Raw genomic sequence first — 19,441 nt, 5'->3', positions numbered from 1 at the left:
TAAAAGACAATTCATGAACTATTTAGCTTTATTTTTTTGCTTAGCAATGGTAAGCACAAATTATGCTCAAAGACAAAATGATGGTCTTAAAGGAGGGGGTTTAACTAATGGTCAATCGGATACTACTCGAGAGATGCCAATATTTGAATCTCAAAAAGTCATTGGACTTTTTGAACACAATGCTAAAAAAGTAATTAGAAAATTAAAGCTTAACAAAGGCGATTCTCATGGGTTAGAAGTCACTTCGCACATTGAAGCTTACAACACTAATATCAGTCAAATTAAAACTGATAATAAAGATTTTTTTGAAGGATTGGATATTGTTGTTAATCAAAATATGGAAACTGCGCGTAACAATAGAAATAGAGAGTTGATGCAGGAAACTATTAGAATGGTTGAAAAAAAGCTCAAGCCTTTTAGAGATGAGGTGAAAGTACATCAAGATCAATTAGATGTCTCACTTGAAGACGTATTTTATGAGGATGAAAATAAAAAGTGGTTTGATTATAAGAAATCAAAATTAGAAAAATCAAGATCGCGACGCGGTGGTAATGATGTTAGAAATAGACCAGATAATATAGTCGGAAGGTCTCGTAGATAACGTAGATAAGGAGGTTTTACATGGCTGAATTCATAAAAATATATCCAGATAATCCAAATCCAAAAGAGATTGAAAAGGTAGTTGCTACGCTCAAACGTGGTGGCTTGGTTATTTATCCGACGGATACGGTTTATGGTCTTGGTTGTGATATGGCTAATGTTAAAGCCTTAGAACGCTTAGCAAAGCTCAAAGGTGTTAAATTAAAAAAGGCCAATTTTTCCTTCATTTGTGAAGACTTAAGTAATCTTAGTGACTACGTCAAACAAATTGATAATGCGACATTTAAAATATTAAAACGCGCACTGCCTGGGGCCTACACCTTTATTCTTCCCGGATCTAAAAGTCTTCCTAATCCATTTAAGAAACGAAAAACTGTAGGTATTAGAGTTCCAGATAATTCAATTATTCAGGCAATATTAAATACTCTAGGAAATCCTATAGTCTCTACCTCTATACGTGATGATGACGATATCTTAGAATATACCACAGATCCTGAACTCATAAAAGAGAAATGGGATAATTCCGTAGATCTTGTTATTGATGGTGGTTATGGATCTAATGAAGCATCAACTGTAATTGATCTTTCGGTAGTTCCGCCAGAAATTGTAAGAGAAGGAAAGGGGAGTTTAGAGATTTTTTAGACCGATTATACAGAATAATAGCTTATTTAAGAGATTTAATTTTATTTATCAGAAAAATTCACTTCTTTTATATCTAGTTAGCTATTAATCAAAAAACATTTTGAAAAACCAAAAGATCGTTTATCTATTTATTGGTGTTCTATTCCTATTACTTCAGTTAGGGTCAGTAGTTTATGCCAGATTTATACCTGAAAAATTTTTTTGTTGGGCACCTTACGATGAACATACCTATTACAAAATACAGGTAAGTTTAAATGGAAAAGCGTTGTCTACTGATGAGGTTAAGTCTCGCTATAATTATTTATCTGACGGATGGGAGCCTAGGTCTATTGATAATGTTTTTTCATTGGTGCAGCAGTATGAGGCAACATACGGAAAAGCTGAAAATGCTAATGTTGAAATTTTATACAATACAAATGGCAATGGATGGAATATATGGCGACCAATAAAATAATTTCCTTTTTGATATTACCTTTCAAGGTTTATGGTACTTCAATGCGACCAGGTGTTTTAATGATGTGCAAGATTTGCGTTGTTTTACTTATTGCTCATGGCTTTTTTGGCAGTATTACAGATTCCTTTATTCCCTTTATTAGTTCATTGGATAACTTAAATCAATATCCAAATTTACTTGAATATTTTATTAAAGCACTTTTCATTTTAGGCAGTACTTCTTTAATATTAAATTATAAAGTTAGGGCATCTGCAATACTAATAGCTTGTAGCATATTTTTAGGCATTTTAGCGTCAAAACCGATTTTTAGAAATCATCTTTTTATCATTGGATGTGTGTTTTTTCTATCTGGTCTTACTTCAAAAGAGGATACTCCTTGGCTTTTGTTTTTTCAGCTTGGCTTAGTCTATTTTGGTGCCTTATTAAATAAAATGACACAAATAGAGTGGTGGACTGGGCAGTTTATGCATAATTGGCTTTCTGTAGCTCTGGAAAATCCGGTTTATAATTCTTGGTATGAATCCACTTCTAGCTTAATGCTAGCGAAGTTAATGTCGTATTCTGCAATGTTAGCAGAACTATTAATTGGCTTTTGTTTGTTTGTTCCAAAGTTTCGTCTTTATGCTATAACTATGATTTTGGTATTTCATACGATTCTATTTTCATTTACAGGCGAAACGTTTGGTTATTTTATGGAGGATATTTTAATTATTCTAATTGCTTTTAGAGAATGGCCCGAACAACCAATTCAAATAGATTATCGAATGTCTAATTTTAATAATGGATTGGTTAATCTTATCAAATTATTAGATTTTGACAGGCGTTTTACTTTTAATAAGAGGTTTAAAGCAGTTGGAAGAGGCTTGAGCGCAACTAATGATTTTAAATTTCTGCATGGTAAAAGTCTAATAGTGCATACTTTGTTGAGTACTTCTGGTTTTTATATATTGATTTTATGCCTTGAAATGGGAATTCGATATTTATTTAATGACTTCTTGAAGTATATCTTTTTACTTGGACTTTTTTGGATTCTTCTATTGTTGCTATCACCAATATTTTTTGATTATTTAAAAAAAGTACGCCAAAAAAAATTAGCTGTAAATCATGAGTTTGAATAATGAAAAAATAGATATTTTAATTCCTGATGGTGAAAACCCATTACTTTATCAAGTGGTGTATTGTTTGTCATTTTGTAAAGACATTAAAGTGCATGTTATTTCTTCTAAGCGTCATATACCAATGTCTTATTCAAAATATGTGTTTGGATATAAGGCAGTTCCTAAATTAGGTGTTAAGGAATGGTTGCAAGCCATTGACAATTATGTTTCTGAGCATAATATTGATTTAATTTTACCAATTCATGAAAAATGTGTAGAAAATTTAATCCTTCATAAGGCGGAGCTCAAGTCTAAAGATAAATTAGTGCCTATGACGTCTTTAAAAGATTATAAAACGGCTATTAATAAGGCAAAGTTATCAGAGCATCTTTCTAAATTTAAATTAGCGCAACCTAAGACTCAGATTTTTAATCCTCTTTCAGATCAAAAATCTATTAATCTCTCGAGTTATCCAATTATTGCAAAACCGGTTCAAAATTTAGATGGTCAAGGCATAAAATTATTAAATAGTGATAAAGAGCTCAATATGTTTCTTGAAACTCTTAAATCAACTTACGTTTTTCAAGAATATTTAGAGGGTTATGATATTGATTGCAGTGTTTTATGTGAAAACGGTGAAGTTTTATGTCATATTGTTCAAAGAGGAATTCTCTATGAAAATAGAGAGTTTTCACCAGCAATTGGAATACAGTTTTTAAATAATAATGAGGTGCTAGAAGTTGTTAAGCAACTTATGGGTTCTTTAAATTGGACAGGTATTGCGCATATAGATCTGCGATATGACAATAATTCTAAATCTATCAAGGTTATTGAAGTGAATGGGAGGTTTTGGGGTTCGATGGATGGAGCTCTTGCCGCGGGTTATAATTTCCCTTATTTGTATTGTCTATTGGCTAAGGGAGTTTCGATTAAGCGTATTAAATATCATTTGATGAATTATTATAATCTCAAGGGATTTGTCAATATGATTCAGAGAAAACCATTGAAAATTTTTGATTGGTCATTTTTAACGAAAAATACAATGGTATTATATATAGTGAAGGATCCATTGCCAACAATAGTCAAATACTTCCAGAGAACTAGAATCATTTTAAAAAATCGAATCAATCAGAATTAATCTACATAAAATTTAATGCGATGATTTTGAAGTTTTACTGATATTAAAATAAAATAAGCCCATTGATATTACTCCGCAGACAAGAAATCCCACGAAAAGTGGAGTTACAGAATCAATAACATATTTTCCGATGAAGTTAGCTATTGAAACGGCCATAACAGTGGATATAAAACCATTTAGTGCAGATCCAATTCCTGCAATATGTCCCATTGGTTCCATGGCCAGTGCTAGAAGGTTTCCAAATAGGAACCCTATAGTAAAAAACTGAATTGAAAAAAAAGTTATTAATATCTCTACACTCGGATTATTCTCTGAATTAAAAATTAGAATAAAAACCAATGACGTCGTTATGAAACTCCACATGGCAAGGTGCACGATACGTTTCATGCCATATTTTACAACCAATTGACTATTAAAAAAAGTAGCTAAACCTACTGCTATAGCCAAACTAGCAAAAATTAAAGGGAACTCTTTTGCTAAGCCATACTGCTTTTCGAAAATTTGCTGTGAGGTACTGAGATAAACCATAAATGACCCAGTGATAAACCCTGAGAGCAATGTATATATGACTGCGGCTCTAATTCTAAAGAATTGAACTGTACCGGTTTTAAAAATGGATAATCGGTATGGGATTTTGTAATTATCCTTCAATGTTTCTGGTTGTCTAATCCAAAACCAGAGGACAACTAAAACGCCAAATATGAGATTAAAGGTGAAAATGAATTGCCAGTTATAATGATTCATTAGAAACTGACCGAGAGTTGGCGCAACCACTGGGACTAAAATAAACATCATGACGACTATAGAAATTATTTTCGCCATATAATCTCCTTCATAAGAATCTCGAATCATTGCAATGCTCATGGTTCTTGGACAGGCTAGTCCAACACCTTGTAAAACACGACCAAATAGCATCATTTCAAAATTCTTGGTGGTAACACAAATTATTGATGCGATAATGAAAAGAATAAATCCTGCGTAGACAATAGGTTTGCGTCCAAAACTATCAGAGAGTGGTCCGAAAATAAGTTGTCCAAAGCCTAGTCCAAGGAAAATTGAGGTTATTAATTTTGGATTTTCAGAAGGATTAGTAACGCTCAGATAATCACCAGTGATAGGTAAAGCAGGGAGTAAAGCATCTATAGATAAGGCTACAATAGACATTAATGCAGCCATAAGGACTACAAACTCAAACTGTGTGCGTTTTTGGTTTTGCATAGGACAAAAGTAACTTAATTATTACCTATTTATGGTTGGGTAATTCACTAATTTTAGATACTTATATTTAGTAAATAAATGGGGATGATAACAGATACTTTAATCAAGCTATTTAAGAGAGATTTAAACAAGTTAATTGATGAGTTAGACTTGTATAAAGATGAATCTAATCTTTGGAAACAGGAAGGTTTAGTCAGTAATTCGGCAGGAAATCTTTGTTTACATTTAATTGGAAATCTTAATCACTTTATTGGTGCAACTTTAGGAAATACTGGTTATGTGAGGCAACGTGATTTGGAATTTTCTAACAAAAATGTTCCTGTTTCGGAAATGAAAAAGCAAGTTGCAGAAACTATTACAATGGTAGAGAAAACACTATCAATGTTAGCTGAAGTGGATTTACAAGCAGAATACCGACGCAATCCATTTGAAGATGACATGACTACCGAATATTTCTTAACTCATCTTGCGTTGCACTTGGCTTATCATTTAGGTCAGATTAATTATCATAGAAGACTCTTAGATTAAAAATGATATTAATGATAATATTTAGCTTTGTATAAAAACCGTTCGTAACACTAGTGTCGTATAAAAACTAATTTTTTGAAATTTGTCCTTAGAGCAATTCTTTTAGTATAATGTTCCTGAAAACTTATGTTTGACTAGGTCTTTGATGATGAATCGTAGTTGAACATGAAACCTTGGAAAAAGATCATTTAATAGTTTAAGAAGGACATATGACATTGTAATCTGTGTATAAATTTTGAATGGAAACTCATGCAGCTATGAGGAAACAGATTCTATTATCTAGATATTTAGGCAAAGTATAATACGCCAATTAATTATCATGAAGCTTTGATTTCAACGCACAATGAATTAATAAAAACGTATAATGATCTAGGAGCTACTCATGAAAAAGGAGAAATAACTACCGAAAAAGGTAGAGAAAGAACACGATACTGTTTAAGTAGAGCATACGGTAATAGTTGTTGATTAAAAAAAATGGAATCAACCTACGCTCTAATGAAGGCAGATCATAAAAATTATGACAGATGATCAATCTGAGGGCTCAGAATAGAATAGTTTTCTCATAATAATCCAAAAGCTCACCAATACTGGTGAGCTTTTTTCTTAAACAAATCGTTTAATTTATTTAATTAAACACAAAATAATTGACCTTATGAATCAATTTGCTTTAAGAAGGCGTTCCTCTGTTCTATATCATTAAAACAACCTCCATATTCCATAGTCGTAGTTGAACTACTTTTATCTTTAATTCCTCGAGATGATACACATAAGTGTTTAGCATTGATAACTACGATGACATCATCAGTATTTAATGCCATTTGTAAATCTTTTAAAATTTGTAAGCACAAACGTTCTTGTACTTGTGGGCGATGTGCATAATAATCCACCAAACGATTAATTTTGGAGAGTCCAACGACTTTATCTCTTGGGATGTAACCAATATGAGCTTTTCCAACAATTGGTAAAAAATGGTGTTCGCAAGATGAGTCTATACTGATGTCTTTTTCTACTAATAATTTGTTGTAGCCGTATTTATTCTTGAAAGTGGAAATTTTGGGACGGTTGTTAGGATTAAGACCGTAAAACAACTCTTTTACATACATTTTTGCAAAGCGATAAGGCGTACCAGATAAGCTATCGTCATTTAAATCTAAGCCTAATTCTTGCATAATGGCCTTAAAATGGTGTTGAATCGCAATTATTTTTTCATCATCAGATTTTTTAAAAGCATCTGGTCTAAGAGGTGTATCTATACCTGTTGCTATATGAGCGTCACCTAAAATCTCTATATCTAAGTGTTCCTTCTTCATCAGATTAGTTCGTTATGCTTTTTAAGTTACTGTCTTTGCATTTACAGTATTTTCTATTATATATGTGTAAACTTATTAAGCCAATTGCCGGCGCATATATACTTGATTCAGATAATTCTAATAACCCTATTTTTTCATTTAGAATTACAAAACTCATTAAGGCCCAACATAGCCATAAGCCAAACTTTACCCATAGTTTAGTGGTATTTTTTGCTGACCAGTATACGGCAATGAATGAGATAATAATTAATATAACGTCAATAGTTCCCCACCAAACAGGCACTTCTACATGGTCAGCTGTACTTGATTGTACAATAAATATAAATGGTGTTATAATACAATGTAGTAAACACAAACCACTTGCTAAAGCACCAAAAGTATCAGAATTGTTTTGTCTAAATGAATTTACGAACATATCATAATTTAAAAATGGCGAAAACCTAAACTAATAGGAATTTAATACATAACCTCAACAGTATTTTTATTCTTTAGAGAAATCGCCATTTATTTTTAAAACCCGACTCAGTTATTGCAACTGAGTTGCAAATTTAATATATTTTTCTAAACCAAGCTCAAGTAATGTATTTTATTTTAAAGAATCTTTAAACAGAAATTTTAGTTAAAAAATGATGTGAAAATTTTATTTTACTAATGAATTGACAGTCTTGGTAATTGAGGTCAAATGCACCAGTTTAAATATCGTTAAACATTATGTATCATTGTGAATACAAATAATAACAAACTTATTATACTACTGAATTTATTAGTGGAAGGCTATCACATTTCATGTATTGTATAAATTGCTCAGCCTATTTGATAATTTTTATGAAATGAATTTACATCAGTTACTTAAAATATTGATATAGTCCAAATATCTTTCTTTATCTACTTGTACATCACCCCAAATATCTAATACTAAAATTTCAATTTGTTTATCTACTAAGCTTTGAATTTGATCTCGGTAGTTTTGATAATCGTCAAAATGTGTTTGAGTGATAGAATTAAACCTATTTTGAAAAAAAGTTATGGGATTAAACCAATAGGTACTTTTGATAAGTTTGTTCTTTTCAGTATAACTAGATTCTATAGTTTTTAAACTTTTTTTGGTTAAATCGTTAGTTAATGAAGCCGCAGATTCATTCATTGCTCTATTTCGCTTTAAACTATCTTTCATTACGATACTGTTTAAAATTTGTGGAAATTTTTCATTGAGTTTTTGTTGAAAAATGCTGTCTGGAAGTGAATATAGTTTGTCCTTTTCGTCCCGTTGCGCATCAATAAAATCAATCATGAGATTTGCCGGATATTTAGTACTAACAACTTGGTGTATGGATCCTGGAACAATAAAAGCGAAAAGCAACCAAATACCAACCATTTTTAAAGTATTTGTAATACTGAATGATCCGTAATTTATAATGAGCCCAAAAATAATTGTCCATAGAGTTAGATATAATAACATCATAACTAGGTAGTTAAGGAAACCACTAAAATCATTATTAAATACATCCGTTAAAATAGCTCCATAAAAAAGTAATAAAATTAAAATGCTCAGTACTAATATAAAATAGAAGCTAATTCTAGTCCATAACCATAACTTTGTGCGTGTTGCTTGAACAGTGATTAGTGGTAAAATACCAGTATCAACTTCTGTACCTTTGATAGTGTATAGATAGATCATTAATAATAAGGGTAACAGATATATTATAGAAAAGGTGAAATCTAAATATCCAGTTTGCAGCCGCTCAGGATTGGCTATTTCTTCGGCCATATCAGTATCATATGGGCTACTTCTATTAGTAATACGTTTGTAATATCCATATTTCTCGGCTTGTCCAACTCCATATACCATTAAGGGAGAAGGTGATTTAAATTCATAGACATAAGAATACGATAAAGCCCAAAATGGAGTACTTACATCAACCCATGGTCTGTCAGAAGGCCCTTTTAAATTTTTATCATAATATGCAATAATATCTGCTTGTGATGCTTGTGCTTGAGTTTGTATACGATCTATTTCTAAGGTTCGAGTCTTAAACAAATCTGATCCATTATGTAAACCATAAACAGAAGCTAAAATAAAAAGTACAAGAGCAACAATTTTAAACGGACTTCTTATAAAATGAATCCACTCATATTTAAGAATAGCAAGGGTTTTCATATAATTTGCATTCTTTTAGTTCCTAAAAAAATCATTAAAATGGTAACAATCGACCAAATCAATAAAATAATGTTGTCAGTGAGATAGTATGTCCATACACTTTTTAGTTCGGTACTTTTATAATTAAAATCTTTAACTGATTTAAAGAAATCATTCTGAGCTTTCCATCCCCAATTTCCGGTTTTAGAACCACCATAGGCATGTTCATCATTAAGTTGTTTAATAAAAATACGTCTGTAATCTTCCACTTGCCTTAAAAATGCTTGATGGTGAATGTTGTCACTTCCTGCATAACCCATACTAGAATTTTTAAGCGCTAACATAGGACTGAGAATACCAAACAGCTGAACCTTTTGTTTTTGTTCAATTAAAACGTTTGACAGATTGCCGAAGTGTTTATCCCAAACGATATTACCGTATTCTTCATCTGCTTGCATTCTTATACCATCAAAGTTTATGGGTAATTGTGAAAGACTGTCAACTTTATATTCTGCTAAAACCTTTTCTTCTAGGGCTTTACCGCGCTCATCTGATGGGTTGTGCCCATCTATGCCTTTAGAGCGGTCCTCTTTCATGGCAGACTTAAATTCATTACGATTGGGTAGAAGATGCCATTTTTCAACACTACTCATAACTATATTTGGGATAAATACGGTCCAAAGGATCCAGATACCAATCATTGTCGTTAATGCAATTAAAGGTCTTTTAAAATAGATAGTTAAAAAAATGGTAAGCCCTACGACAATGAAATAATATAATCCATAACTTATTAGAAATAAAATAAGTCTTAAAAATAGTTCTGCATTAAGATTATTAAAATTCAGTATCGTATAAATAAACACAGAAAATCCTAAAAGGCTCAGACCAAATAACCAAATGGCTATGGCTTTTGATATCATTAGTCTAAAAAGGCTTGTGCTTTGGAGCAGAAGTGTCTTCAATCTTCCTTGTTGCCGTTCTGAATTAACAGTAGAAAATGCTAGAAACATAAGCAACAATGGCACTATATATTGAAGTATAAGTGAAGCTTTGAGTTTTCCAAACTTAGACACACTCATCATCTGAGATGCTTCTGAATACACCATTTCATTTTGCACATGACCTTCAACACGCAATACATTGCCAGTAACACCATTAACCCCTTCATCAAGATTTGTTAAAATGTTTGAAGGTTTAAACACATATGTGCCATAATGTGCTGCACTATGAGGATTCATAGAATCAATACTTTCCCATTGCTCTCTTAATTCATCTTTCGCAATTTTATAAGTGCTTAATTGTGCTCTGTGCTGCTGATTTGAAAGAAATAGAGCAAGAATTAAAATTAATAGAAAGCAAAAACAAAATCTCAAGAGTATTTTATGCCTTAGGAGTAATCGCCATTCGTTTTTTATAATTTGTCTCATTACATTCAGTTTTGCATGTATTCAAGATATATGGTTTCCAATTCGTTAGCACTAACTTCTTTACTGTTTAATTCTTTAACTAGTATGCCATTTTTTAGAATACCTATACGATTACAGACCTCCCTAACTCTGAAAATATCATGAGATGCCATTAATATACTTGTTCCTGATGCCGCTAGAGATTTAAGTAAGACAGACAGTTCGTTACTAGCTAGTGGGTCTAAACCACTTGCAGGTTCATCAAGGAGAAGTACTTTGGCTTTTTTGGCGTAGGCGATGGCTATACCTACTTTTTGACGCATTCCTTTGGAGTAGGATGAAATCTTTTGGTGGTGTGCTTCTAATTGCAGACCACATTTTAATAAGAACTCACCTAATTTTGAGGGTTCGTATTTAAGATTGGCAAGTCTACAGAAATAATCGAGATTTTCAACACCAGAAAGATCATTGTAAAGATTTACATTCTCAGGAATATATCCTATTAATTTGCGGGTTGATTCTGAACCAGTGACAACATCAATATGGTTTATGCTAATTGCACCAGAGTCAGGTTTAATAAAACCTAGCAGCATATTTATAGTTGTGGATTTTCCAGCACCGTTGGCACCGAGTAGACCAAGTATTTCACCTTCGGCAATTTCTAGACTTAATTTATCAACGGCTTTGTTGCCTTTGAATGACTTTGAGACTTGATTGAGTGTAACCATAATATATTATTGCAACTTAGTTGCGAAAATAATTCAAAATTTGTTATTGCAATAGTGTTGCACTAAATTTGTATTATGAGTGTAAAACGTAAAACAAAGTCGGTAAACCTTATACTGTCTATTTTTGAAAATTCAAGTGAGGCGTTGTCTGTTGTAGATCTTGTAGAACAATTAAAGAACGATATGAATAAGACAACTGTCTATCGTGTTCTTGAACGACTAGAAAACGAAGGTGCTATTCACTCATTTACAGGCTCTAACGGTCTTACGTGGTATGCAAAATGCCGCGAATGCGATGCTCATCATCACAATGACATCCACCCTCATTTTCAATGTGAGAAGTGTGGAAAAGTTGAATGTCTTGAAATCAATATTCCAATTCCAAGTATAGAAAATCGGATTATTGAGTCCGCAGATGTTTTATTAAAAGGACAATGTTCTGATTGTATGAAATAGGAATTCTATAACGGAATATTACCGTGCTTTCTACTTGGTTTACTAATCTCCTTATTCTCTAACATGGTGAATGCTTTGATGAGTTTACGTCTTGTATTATGCGGTAAAATGACTTCATCTATAAACCCACGTTCAGCAGCACTATATGGATTAGCAAATAATTCGGCATATTCTGCTTCCTTTTCTTTCCATTTGGCTTCTTTGTCTTCTGCAGAAGAAATTTCACGTTTAAAAATAATCTCAGCTGCACCTTTAGCACCCATTACCGCTATCTCAGCATTAGGCCAGGCAAAATTCATATCTGCACCAATATGTTTTGAGTTCATGACGTCATAAGCTCCGCCATATGCTTTTCTTGTGATCACTGTCACTCTAGGAACTGTAGCTTCACTAAACGCATAGAGTAATTTTGCGCCATTGGTAATAATAGCATTCCATTCTTGGTCGGTTCCTGGTAAGAATCCAGGAACATCCTCTAATACTAGTAATGGAATATTAAAACAATCGCAGAATCTTACGAAGCGAGCGGCTTTTGTAGAGCTATTAACGTCCAAAACACCTGCTAAAAACATAGGTTGGTTAGCAACAACACCAATAGACTTGCCACCTAATCGTGCAAATCCTACAATGATATTTTCTGCAAAGTCCTTATGAATCTCGTAAAATGAATTCTCATCAATAATACCCTCAATGACCTGATGCATGTCGTAAGGCTTGTTTGGATTGTCTGGTACAATATCATCTAAAACTTCTCGTAACTCATCCTTCATGTTAAAAGGGATAGCAGCAGGTTTTTCTTTGTTGCTTTGTGGTAAGTAGCTTAATAGTCTCTTGACGTCTTCTAAGCATTCAATATCATTTGTTGATGTAATATGTGCAACTCCTGACTTTGTTGAGTGGACACTAGCACCTCCAAGCTCCTCGCTGGTTACTTCTTCATTGGTAACTGTTTTAACGACATTAGGTCCCGTTACAAACATGTAACTCGTATTTTGTACCATAATGGTGAAGTCAGTCATAGCAGGTGAGTAAACCGCTCCTCCAGCACATGGTCCCATGATTGCAGATATTTGAGGAATAACACCAGAAGCATTTACGTTCCTGTAAAAAATATCGGCATAACCACCTAAGGATCTTACACCTTCCTGGATGCGCGCCCCACCGGAATCATTTAAACCAATGATTGGCGCCCCTACATTGACAGCCATATCCATAATTTTACAGATTTTTTCAGCGTGTGTTTCTGAAAGAGAGCCACCAAATACTGTGAAATCTTGTGCAAAGACATAGATTAAACGTCCTCCAACGGTACCATATCCTGTCACAACACCATCTCCGTAAAATTGCTGATCTGCCATTCCGAAATCCTTGGTTCTATGCGTTACTAATGCACCAATTTCCTCAAAAGATCCTTCATCAAGTAGATATAAGACACGTTCTCTTGCTGTTAGTTTCTTCTTTTGATGTTGTTTGTCTATTCGCGCTTGTCCACCGCCAAGTCTAGCCTGCTCAATTTTATCTTTTAGTGTTTTTATCTTAGTGTCCATGTGAATCTTAATTTGGTAATCGTAAAAGTTTTTGGTCTTCTAAATAGCGTCTTAAGGCTATTTTTGCAGCGATTTCAGCTTCTTTTTTGTATTGTTCTTCAAGCAGACTAGGTAAGTAGTACTTTTTCACAAAATGGGTGTCAAAATTTCCGTTTCTAAAGGCCTCGTGCTGGCAAACAAAACGACCAAATGGTAGCGTTGTTTGTACCCCTTTAACATCATAATTGTCTATGGCTTTTATCATGAGTTCAATAGCTTCTTCCCTGGTTTCACCGTAGGTAATAAGTTTTGAGAGCATCGGATCGTAATAAATAGGAATATCCATACCTTCTTCAAATCCGTTGTCTACACGGATATTATCTCCTACAGGAAGTTCATACACTTCTAAATTGCCAACGCTTGGTAAGAAATCATTCAGAGGATCTTCTGCATAAACGCGCAATTCTAAAGCATGTCCATTTATTTTCAGGTCTTCCTGCTTCAGATCTAGTTTTTCGCCTCTAGCCACCTTAATCTGCAGTTCTACAAGATCCACACCTGCAATCCATTCAGAAACAGGATGTTCTACTTGGAGACGTGTATTCATTTCCAAGAAATAGAAGTTATGGTCTGCATCCAATAAAAATTCAACAGTGCCTGCACCAATATAATCGCAAGATCTTGCAACATCAATTGCAGCTTGTCCCATACGCTCTCTTAGTTCTGTTGTGAGAACTACAGAAGGAGCTTCTTCAACGACCTTTTGATGACGACGTTGCACAGAGCATTCTCGTTCAAAGAAATGCAAGTAATTACCATGCATATCTGCCATAATTTGAATTTCTATATGTCGTGGAGAGGCCACATATTTTTCTACAAAAACAGAGCCATCTCCAAATGCGGACGTCGCTTCACTAATCGCGCGATTCATCTGATTTTCAATATCACTTTCGTTTTCAACCACTCGCATGCCTTTTCCACCTCCACCGGCAGCAGCTTTAATTAATATGGGCAAGCCAATACGTCGTGCAATTTCTACGGCTTCTTTAGGATTTAGAACCGCATGATCTACACCTGGAACCATAGGAATATCATAATCCTTAACAGCATCTTTTGCTGCCAATTTATCGCCCATCATTTTAATAGCTTTAGAACGAGGTCCAATAAATACGACGTTATTTTTTTCACAGAGTTCAGCAAATTCTGCATTTTCACTGAGGAATCCATACCCAGGATGAATCCCATCAACATTTAGAGCTTGTGCAACGTCAATAATTTTGTCCCCTTTTAAGTAAGATTGGTTAGAAGGTGCAGGACCAATACACACAGCTTCATCGGCAAATTTTACATGTGGAGAATTTCGATCCACTTCTGAAAAAACGGCAACTGTTTTAATCCCCATTTTTTTTGCTGTGCGCATAACACGAATAGCAATTTCTCCTCTATTGGCAACTAATATCTTTTTCATACTATTCGAATTCTATTAATAGGGCATTTTTATCTACGGTCTCACCTTGTCTAACACTAATGGACTTAATGACTCCATCTCTTGGTGAGTTTAAAACGTTTTCCATCTTCATAGCTTCTAAGATTAAGAGCGCATCATTTTCTTTAACTTCATCACCTTCAGTAACATTAATTTCTAATATTAATCCTGGCATTGGTGCTTTAATTTCATTAACCTTTTTTGAGGCTCCAATTTCAAATCCGAGAGCTTCAATTTGTTGATCTAGGACATCGTTTATTTGCACTTGGTAACTGTTATTATTTATTTTTACAGTATAAGTTTTAGAATTAAAATTGGATTGGATAACTGTTGCTTCTATTGATTGATTATCGGCAAGCGTATGATAATGATTTGATGTTGTTTCTACAGCATCAAGTGCTTCGCAATCTGCTTTTGAAACCTCAAAAACGTGAGAAGCATCGACTTTTATTTTGTACATAAATTTTGAAAAATTAGAAGATTACCAGAAAACTGTAATTCTTATTGCAAAATATGAAAATTTAGACTTTTAAACTGTGATTTTTACAAAGATTTAAAGTTTGAATTGTTTTGATGTTTTTTAATGGCTTTACGAGATAAGTAGAGCGCCACCGCTAGCGAAATAAAGGCTCCAATTGAAATACCAGGAATGAATCTGATGAATAAAAAGAAGTCGTAAGCTCCATGAAAAAATACAGCAAGAAATAGACCAGCCATATTAAGTTTAAATCTATTATTTGAAAACTTGGCCTTACCCATAAAATAGCCCATAAGAATGCCAAAAGTGGCATGTGCAGGAACGGCTGTAAAAGCTCTCAGAACTGCAGTTTGATAACCGCCTTCAAGCACATACATGATATTCTCAGTACATGCAAAGCCCATAGAAACCATAACAGCATAGATGATACCGTCATAAGGTTCGTTGAATGCTTTCTTGGGTTGATTGAAATATTTTACAATAACATACTTACTAAACTCTTCGGAAAAAGCCACTACCACAAAGGCCTGAATAAATTGTTGCCATAAGCTGTATTCGTCTGTTATTGGTATAAACTGACCTGTAAAAACATATAATAATGTCACAATGAATATGCTTACAATGGCACCAAAAAGAAAGCTTGCTAAAAGTAGACCAATTGGTTCCTTTTCATATTTATCTTGGAAATAGATATAAAGGATTATTACCATTACTGGAGCAACTGCCATGAGGATTAAATTCATAAGTTGAGTGTTGTTTTAATAGTTTTTAAAATGAAACTATAATAGGATTTGTTGGTTGCAATGAAGTGATGATTAGTTTCACTGTGTTTTAATAATAGCTCAAATTCATTAAAGTTAACCAATTTAATGGCCTCAACCTCTTCTTCTAAAGGTTTGAGTGCATCCAATGGCACCTTTAATTCAGCAATATATACCTGATGGAATTCGTTGTCCTGAATAGTACCATAATTCGTTTCATGCAAAAATGTTCCAACTTTGGTAAGTGCATTTGCTTCTAATTGCAAACCCAATTCTTCTCTAGTTTCTCTCAATGCAGCTCCAATAAAAGACTCACCAGCATCGATATGACCAGCGGCGGAAACATCCCATAATAAAGGATGTATCGTTTTTTTATGAGAACGTTGTTGCAATAAAATATGGCCTTGCCTGGTATATAGCCATAAGTGAATGGTGTTATGATACCAGCCATTTTTATGCGCTTCTGATTTTAATACAGTATTTCCAGTGGGTTCTCCTTTTTTCGTTACAATGTCAATGTATTCATCCATATAAAAAGATTCCCGCTGCATAGCGGGAATTTACTTATTCAAAATAACTAAAGGTTTCTCCGTCTTTAATTTTTAATAGGGTTTCATAAATTAACCTAATCACATTTTCAACATCATCTTTATGAACCATCTCAACAGTGGTATGCATATAACGCAACGGTAAAGAAATTAATGCAGATGCTACACCACCATTACTGTAAGCAAAAGCATCAGTATCAGTGCCTGTAGCTCTTGATAATGCAGCACGTTGAAATGGGATTTTCTTTTCTTCAGCCGTGTCTGTAATTAAATCTCTAAGCTTTTGTTGTACAGCTGGCGCGTAAGCAATAACAGGTCCATCTCCAATTTTTGCCAAGCCTTGTTTTTTAGGATCGATCATTGGAGTAGTGGTGTCATGTGTGACATCTGTTACTATAGCAACGTTTGGCTGAATTGTTTCTGTAATCATTTCTGCACCACGAAGCCCTATTTCTTCTTGAACAGAATTTGTAATGTATAGACCAAATGGTAATTTCTTTTTGTTTTCATGAAGTATTCTTGCCACTTCAGCAATCATGAAACCACCCATTCTATTATCTAAAGCTCTACAAACAAACTTATCTTTGTTGAGAATATGAAACTCATCTGGATAGGTGATAACACATCCAACATGAACTCCCATTTTTTCAACTTCCTTTTTATCTTTCGCACCTATGTCAATACAAATATTGTCTGGCTTTGGCGGCTCTTCTTTGGCACGACTGCGTGTATGAATTGCTGGCCAGCCAAAAACACCTTTCACTATACCATTTTTAGTATGAATATTTACAACTTTACTTGGTGCAATTTGATGGTCGCTACCACCATTTCTTATAACGTATAGTAATCCTTTATCAGAAATATAATTTACGTACCATGAAATCTCGTCAGCATGACCTTCAATTACAACCTTGTATTTAGCTTTTGGATTTATAACTGCCACAGCAGTACCATAAGTGTCTGTAATAAATTCATCCACATAAGGTTTAAGGTAATTCATCCACAGTTTCTGACCTTCCCATTCATATCCAGTTGGAGAAGCGTTATTGAGATATTTCTCTAAAAAGTCCATCGACTTTTTCGTAAGTAATTGCTTTTTAGCCATTGATAAATTTTTTTTAAAAATAATAATATTAATAGGAATTTAGGGTTAATGGATATATTAATTCTTAATTTTGAATGGACCTAAATTGTTCTTTGGAATGATTTTGGAAGGCTATAAAACATGAGATATTTATCGTACATCTTTTTCTTTTTTTCAGTGTTGGGGTTTTGTCAACAAGAGCCTGTTGGGCAAGATTCTACAGTCGTTCATTACCTTATTATTGAAGGCGATTCTATTCCAGTGACTGAAATAGAATTAGATGAAGTACTAATGCTGCCGAATTTAAGTTTTAAGGATAGAGATGCACGAATCCGTTATGTCATTTTACGACGAAAGACTCTAAAAGTATATCCCTATGCAAAGTTAGCGGCTGAGCGTTTAGAGGCACTGCAAGAACGTTTGGAGACATTGACCAAAAAGCGAGAGAAAAAGAGGTATGCCAAGGTCATTCAAAAGTACATTGAAGATGAATTTTCTGCAGAGTTAAAGAAATTAACCAAAACTGAAGGACAAATATTAGTAAAGCTAATTCATAGACAAACCGGAAAAACGGCCTTTGAGCTTATTAAAGAACTTCGTAGTGGTTGGAAAGCGTTTTGGTATAATAATACGGCGAGTCTTTTTGATATTTCATTAAAACGCGAATTTGTGCCAATTAATGTTGAAGAGGACTACCTTATTGAAGATATTTTACAACGTGCTTTCCAAAATGAACAATTAAAACGGCAACGACCTGCTTATGACATTGATTTTTATGCCTGCGTTAATAAATGGACCAATTCAAAATCTAAGCAATAGATGCGTACTCAGACTAAACTAGAAGAACAACTAAATGCTTGGTCTCATGGAATAGGCGCTGCATTAGGTATAGCCGCACTGGTATTACTTATAGTTTATGCAGATAATGGTACCAAACCTTGGAGTTTGTTTAGTGTTATATTCTATGGTATATCTATAATTGTTTTGTTCCTGGCTTCGACTTTTTACCACGCAGTACGCGGGGAAAAACGTAAACACTATTTTAGAATTGTCGATCATATAAGCATTTATCTTCTTATTGCTGGAACCTACACGCCAGTTCTATTGATTCTATTGCGAGATAGTTTAGGTTGGCCCTTGTTTTGGACGGTTTGGGGAATTGCTGCCTTTGGTGTGGTTTTAAAACTGTTCTTTACAGGGAAATTTGAGACCTTCTCAACCTTACTTTATTTGGTAATGGGTTGGTTAATAGTATTTGATTATACAAATACAGCAAATGCTTTAGGGACCGACGGTGTACTTTGGTTATTTGCAGGTGGACTATTCTACACAGTTGGCATTGTTTTTTATGCTATTGAAAGAATTCCTTACAATCATGTGATATGGCATCTTTTTGTTTTAGCCGGTGCCATTTGTCACTTTTTTATGATTTTTAATCATGTCATTTAAACTAAACCGACTAATTTTTTAATGATCACTATTTGACCAACATGGTAATGTGTATGCTCAATAATACCTAGGAGATTTTTGTGATAATTACCATATTTTCTTCCGCAAGAAAGTATCTAAAATTGAGTCATCAAATGTTTTAGCCAAGTCCATAAAGATATTTGCCTCTAACCAAATGGTATTTAAAAATATCTGCCAATCATCTTCTGCTTTGAGATTTGGATGATCATAACTGTAGTTGTCTCTTATGGTTAGTTGTTCTGTATTAAGAGTATCTAATGTTCCTTTTAAATAATGGATGTGATGAGTTAAGGATAAAATGGTATCGAATTCATATACTTGTTTTGACGCTATATTTACAGTTACATCTTCTAAAGTTTCCATTAAGTTTAGAG

Annotated in this window: 21 protein-coding genes and 1 pseudogene; 9 read left to right on the top strand and 13 right to left on the bottom strand. The window is 33.7% G+C overall.

Annotated features, from left to right (window positions below):
• From HRU49_RS11025 to HRU49_RS11005, 5 genes are all read left to right on the top strand, one after another.
• Nucleotides 1–601 (top strand): hypothetical protein (locus HRU49_RS11025; RefSeq protein ID WP_296357103.1); only part of this gene is annotated, 601 nt, incomplete at its 5' end.
• A gap of 20 nt (nucleotides 602–621) precedes the next feature.
• The gene (locus HRU49_RS11020; RefSeq protein ID WP_296357101.1) at nucleotides 622–1,242 is read left to right on the top strand and encodes an L-threonylcarbamoyladenylate synthase; all 621 of its coding nucleotides are present in this window, start codon (nucleotides 622–624) and stop codon (nucleotides 1,240–1,242) included.
• A gap of 100 nt (nucleotides 1,243–1,342) precedes the next feature.
• Nucleotides 1,343–1,696 (top strand): hypothetical protein, encoded by a 354-nt coding sequence (locus HRU49_RS11015; protein ID WP_296357099.1) that lies wholly within the window; start codon nucleotides 1,343–1,345, stop codon nucleotides 1,694–1,696.
• Nucleotides 1,697–1,704: 8 nt separating this feature from the next.
• On the top strand, nucleotides 1,705–2,814 hold the full coding sequence (locus tag HRU49_RS11010; protein WP_296357098.1) for a hypothetical protein: 1,110 nt from the start codon (nucleotides 1,705–1,707) through the stop codon (nucleotides 2,812–2,814).
• On the top strand, nucleotides 2,801–3,931 hold the full coding sequence (locus HRU49_RS11005; RefSeq protein ID WP_296357097.1) for an ATP-grasp domain-containing protein: 1,131 nt from the start codon (nucleotides 2,801–2,803) through the stop codon (nucleotides 3,929–3,931). Before HRU49_RS11010 ends, HRU49_RS11005 begins: the two co-directional genes overlap by 14 nt.
• Before the next feature lie 12 nt (nucleotides 3,932–3,943).
• Here the strand turns inward: HRU49_RS11005 and HRU49_RS11000 are convergent, their stop codons facing one another.
• Nucleotides 3,944–5,149 carry a multidrug effflux MFS transporter gene (locus HRU49_RS11000; RefSeq protein ID WP_296357096.1) on the bottom strand — a complete coding sequence of 402 codons (1,206 nt, stop codon included), beginning with the start codon at nucleotides 5,147–5,149 and terminating at the stop codon, nucleotides 3,944–3,946.
• 84 nt (nucleotides 5,150–5,233) lie between these two features.
• Here HRU49_RS11000 and HRU49_RS10995 point away from each other — a divergent pair, with 84 nt between their 5' ends.
• On the top strand, nucleotides 5,234–5,677 hold the full coding sequence (locus HRU49_RS10995) for a DinB family protein (protein WP_296357095.1): 444 nt from the start codon (nucleotides 5,234–5,236) through the stop codon (nucleotides 5,675–5,677).
• 650 nt (nucleotides 5,678–6,327) lie between these two features.
• Here HRU49_RS10995 and folE read toward each other — a convergent pair.
• The 5 genes from folE to HRU49_RS10970 form a co-directional block, all read right to left on the bottom strand.
• On the bottom strand, nucleotides 6,328–6,987 hold the full coding sequence (gene folE, locus HRU49_RS10990; protein ID WP_296357094.1) for a GTP cyclohydrolase I FolE: 660 nt from the start codon (nucleotides 6,985–6,987) through the stop codon (nucleotides 6,328–6,330).
• Nucleotides 6,988–6,991: 4 nt separating this feature from the next.
• A complete protein-coding gene (locus tag HRU49_RS10985) occupies nucleotides 6,992–7,402 on the bottom strand; it encodes a MerC domain-containing protein (RefSeq protein ID WP_296357093.1) in 411 nt (136 codons plus the stop codon).
• Nucleotides 7,403–7,828: 426 nt separating this feature from the next.
• Nucleotides 7,829–9,145, bottom strand: a complete 1,317-nt coding sequence (locus tag HRU49_RS10980) for a hypothetical protein (protein ID WP_296357092.1) — start codon at nucleotides 9,143–9,145, stop codon at nucleotides 7,829–7,831.
• Nucleotides 9,142–10,551 carry a DUF3526 domain-containing protein gene (locus HRU49_RS10975; protein WP_296357091.1) on the bottom strand — a complete coding sequence of 470 codons (1,410 nt, stop codon included), beginning with the start codon at nucleotides 10,549–10,551 and terminating at the stop codon, nucleotides 9,142–9,144. Before HRU49_RS10975 ends, HRU49_RS10980 begins: the two co-directional genes overlap by 4 nt.
• A gap of 5 nt (nucleotides 10,552–10,556) precedes the next feature.
• Entirely contained in the window at nucleotides 10,557–11,258 is a 702-nt protein-coding gene (locus HRU49_RS10970) for an ATP-binding cassette domain-containing protein (RefSeq protein ID WP_296357090.1), read from the bottom strand.
• A gap of 75 nt (nucleotides 11,259–11,333) precedes the next feature.
• Here HRU49_RS10970 and HRU49_RS10965 point away from each other — a divergent pair, with 75 nt between their 5' ends.
• On the top strand, nucleotides 11,334–11,714 hold the full coding sequence (locus HRU49_RS10965; protein WP_296357089.1) for a transcriptional repressor: 381 nt from the start codon (nucleotides 11,334–11,336) through the stop codon (nucleotides 11,712–11,714).
• A 5-nt stretch (nucleotides 11,715–11,719) separates the two neighbouring features.
• On the opposite strand, the gene HRU49_RS10960 is transcribed toward HRU49_RS10965, so the two are convergent.
• From HRU49_RS10960 to HRU49_RS10935, 6 genes are all read right to left on the bottom strand, one after another.
• Nucleotides 11,720–13,261, bottom strand: a complete 1,542-nt coding sequence (locus HRU49_RS10960) for an acyl-CoA carboxylase subunit beta (RefSeq protein ID WP_296357088.1) — start codon at nucleotides 13,259–13,261, stop codon at nucleotides 11,720–11,722.
• Between the two features lie 7 nt (nucleotides 13,262–13,268).
• Nucleotides 13,269–14,708 (bottom strand): acetyl-CoA carboxylase biotin carboxylase subunit, encoded by a 1,440-nt coding sequence (locus tag HRU49_RS10955; protein ID WP_296357087.1) that lies wholly within the window; start codon nucleotides 14,706–14,708, stop codon nucleotides 13,269–13,271.
• A gap of 1 nt (nucleotide 14,709) precedes the next feature.
• Nucleotides 14,710–15,186 (bottom strand): acetyl-CoA carboxylase biotin carboxyl carrier protein subunit, encoded by a 477-nt coding sequence (locus HRU49_RS10950; RefSeq protein WP_296357086.1) that lies wholly within the window; start codon nucleotides 15,184–15,186, stop codon nucleotides 14,710–14,712.
• 83 nt (nucleotides 15,187–15,269) lie between these two features.
• The gene (locus tag HRU49_RS10945; protein WP_296357085.1) at nucleotides 15,270–15,947 is read right to left on the bottom strand and encodes a PrsW family glutamic-type intramembrane protease; all 678 of its coding nucleotides are present in this window, start codon (nucleotides 15,945–15,947) and stop codon (nucleotides 15,270–15,272) included.
• Nucleotides 15,944–16,516: an NUDIX domain-containing protein gene (locus tag HRU49_RS10940; RefSeq protein ID WP_296357084.1), complete on the bottom strand. Its 573-nt coding sequence runs from the start codon at nucleotides 16,514–16,516 to the stop codon at nucleotides 15,944–15,946. The genes HRU49_RS10945 and HRU49_RS10940 overlap by 4 nt, the downstream gene beginning before the upstream one ends.
• A gap of 13 nt (nucleotides 16,517–16,529) precedes the next feature.
• Nucleotides 16,530–17,618, bottom strand: coding sequence for a M42 family metallopeptidase (locus tag HRU49_RS10935; protein WP_296357083.1), 1,089 nt, complete (start codon nucleotides 17,616–17,618; stop codon nucleotides 16,530–16,532).
• Nucleotides 17,619–17,738: 120 nt separating this feature from the next.
• Here HRU49_RS10935 and HRU49_RS10930 point away from each other — a divergent pair, with 120 nt between their 5' ends.
• Both HRU49_RS10930 and HRU49_RS10925 read left to right on the top strand, forming a co-directional pair.
• Nucleotides 17,739–18,416, top strand: a complete 678-nt coding sequence (locus tag HRU49_RS10930) for a DUF4294 domain-containing protein (RefSeq protein ID WP_296357082.1) — start codon at nucleotides 17,739–17,741, stop codon at nucleotides 18,414–18,416.
• Complete coding sequence (locus tag HRU49_RS10925) at nucleotides 18,417–19,046, top strand: hemolysin III family protein (protein WP_296357081.1); 630 nt, start codon at nucleotides 18,417–18,419, stop codon at nucleotides 19,044–19,046.
• An 87-nt stretch (nucleotides 19,047–19,133) separates the two neighbouring features.
• Here the strand turns inward: HRU49_RS10925 and HRU49_RS10920 are convergent.
• Nucleotides 19,134–19,441, bottom strand: a pseudogene (locus HRU49_RS10920) (hypothetical protein); the annotation flags it as partial.

The organism is Winogradskyella sp., assembly GCF_013213975.1.
Taxonomy (GTDB): domain Bacteria; phylum Bacteroidota; class Bacteroidia; order Flavobacteriales; family Flavobacteriaceae; genus Winogradskyella.
Note: the sequence above shows the minus strand (reverse complement) of the source record. Positions and strands in the feature narration are given on the sequence as shown.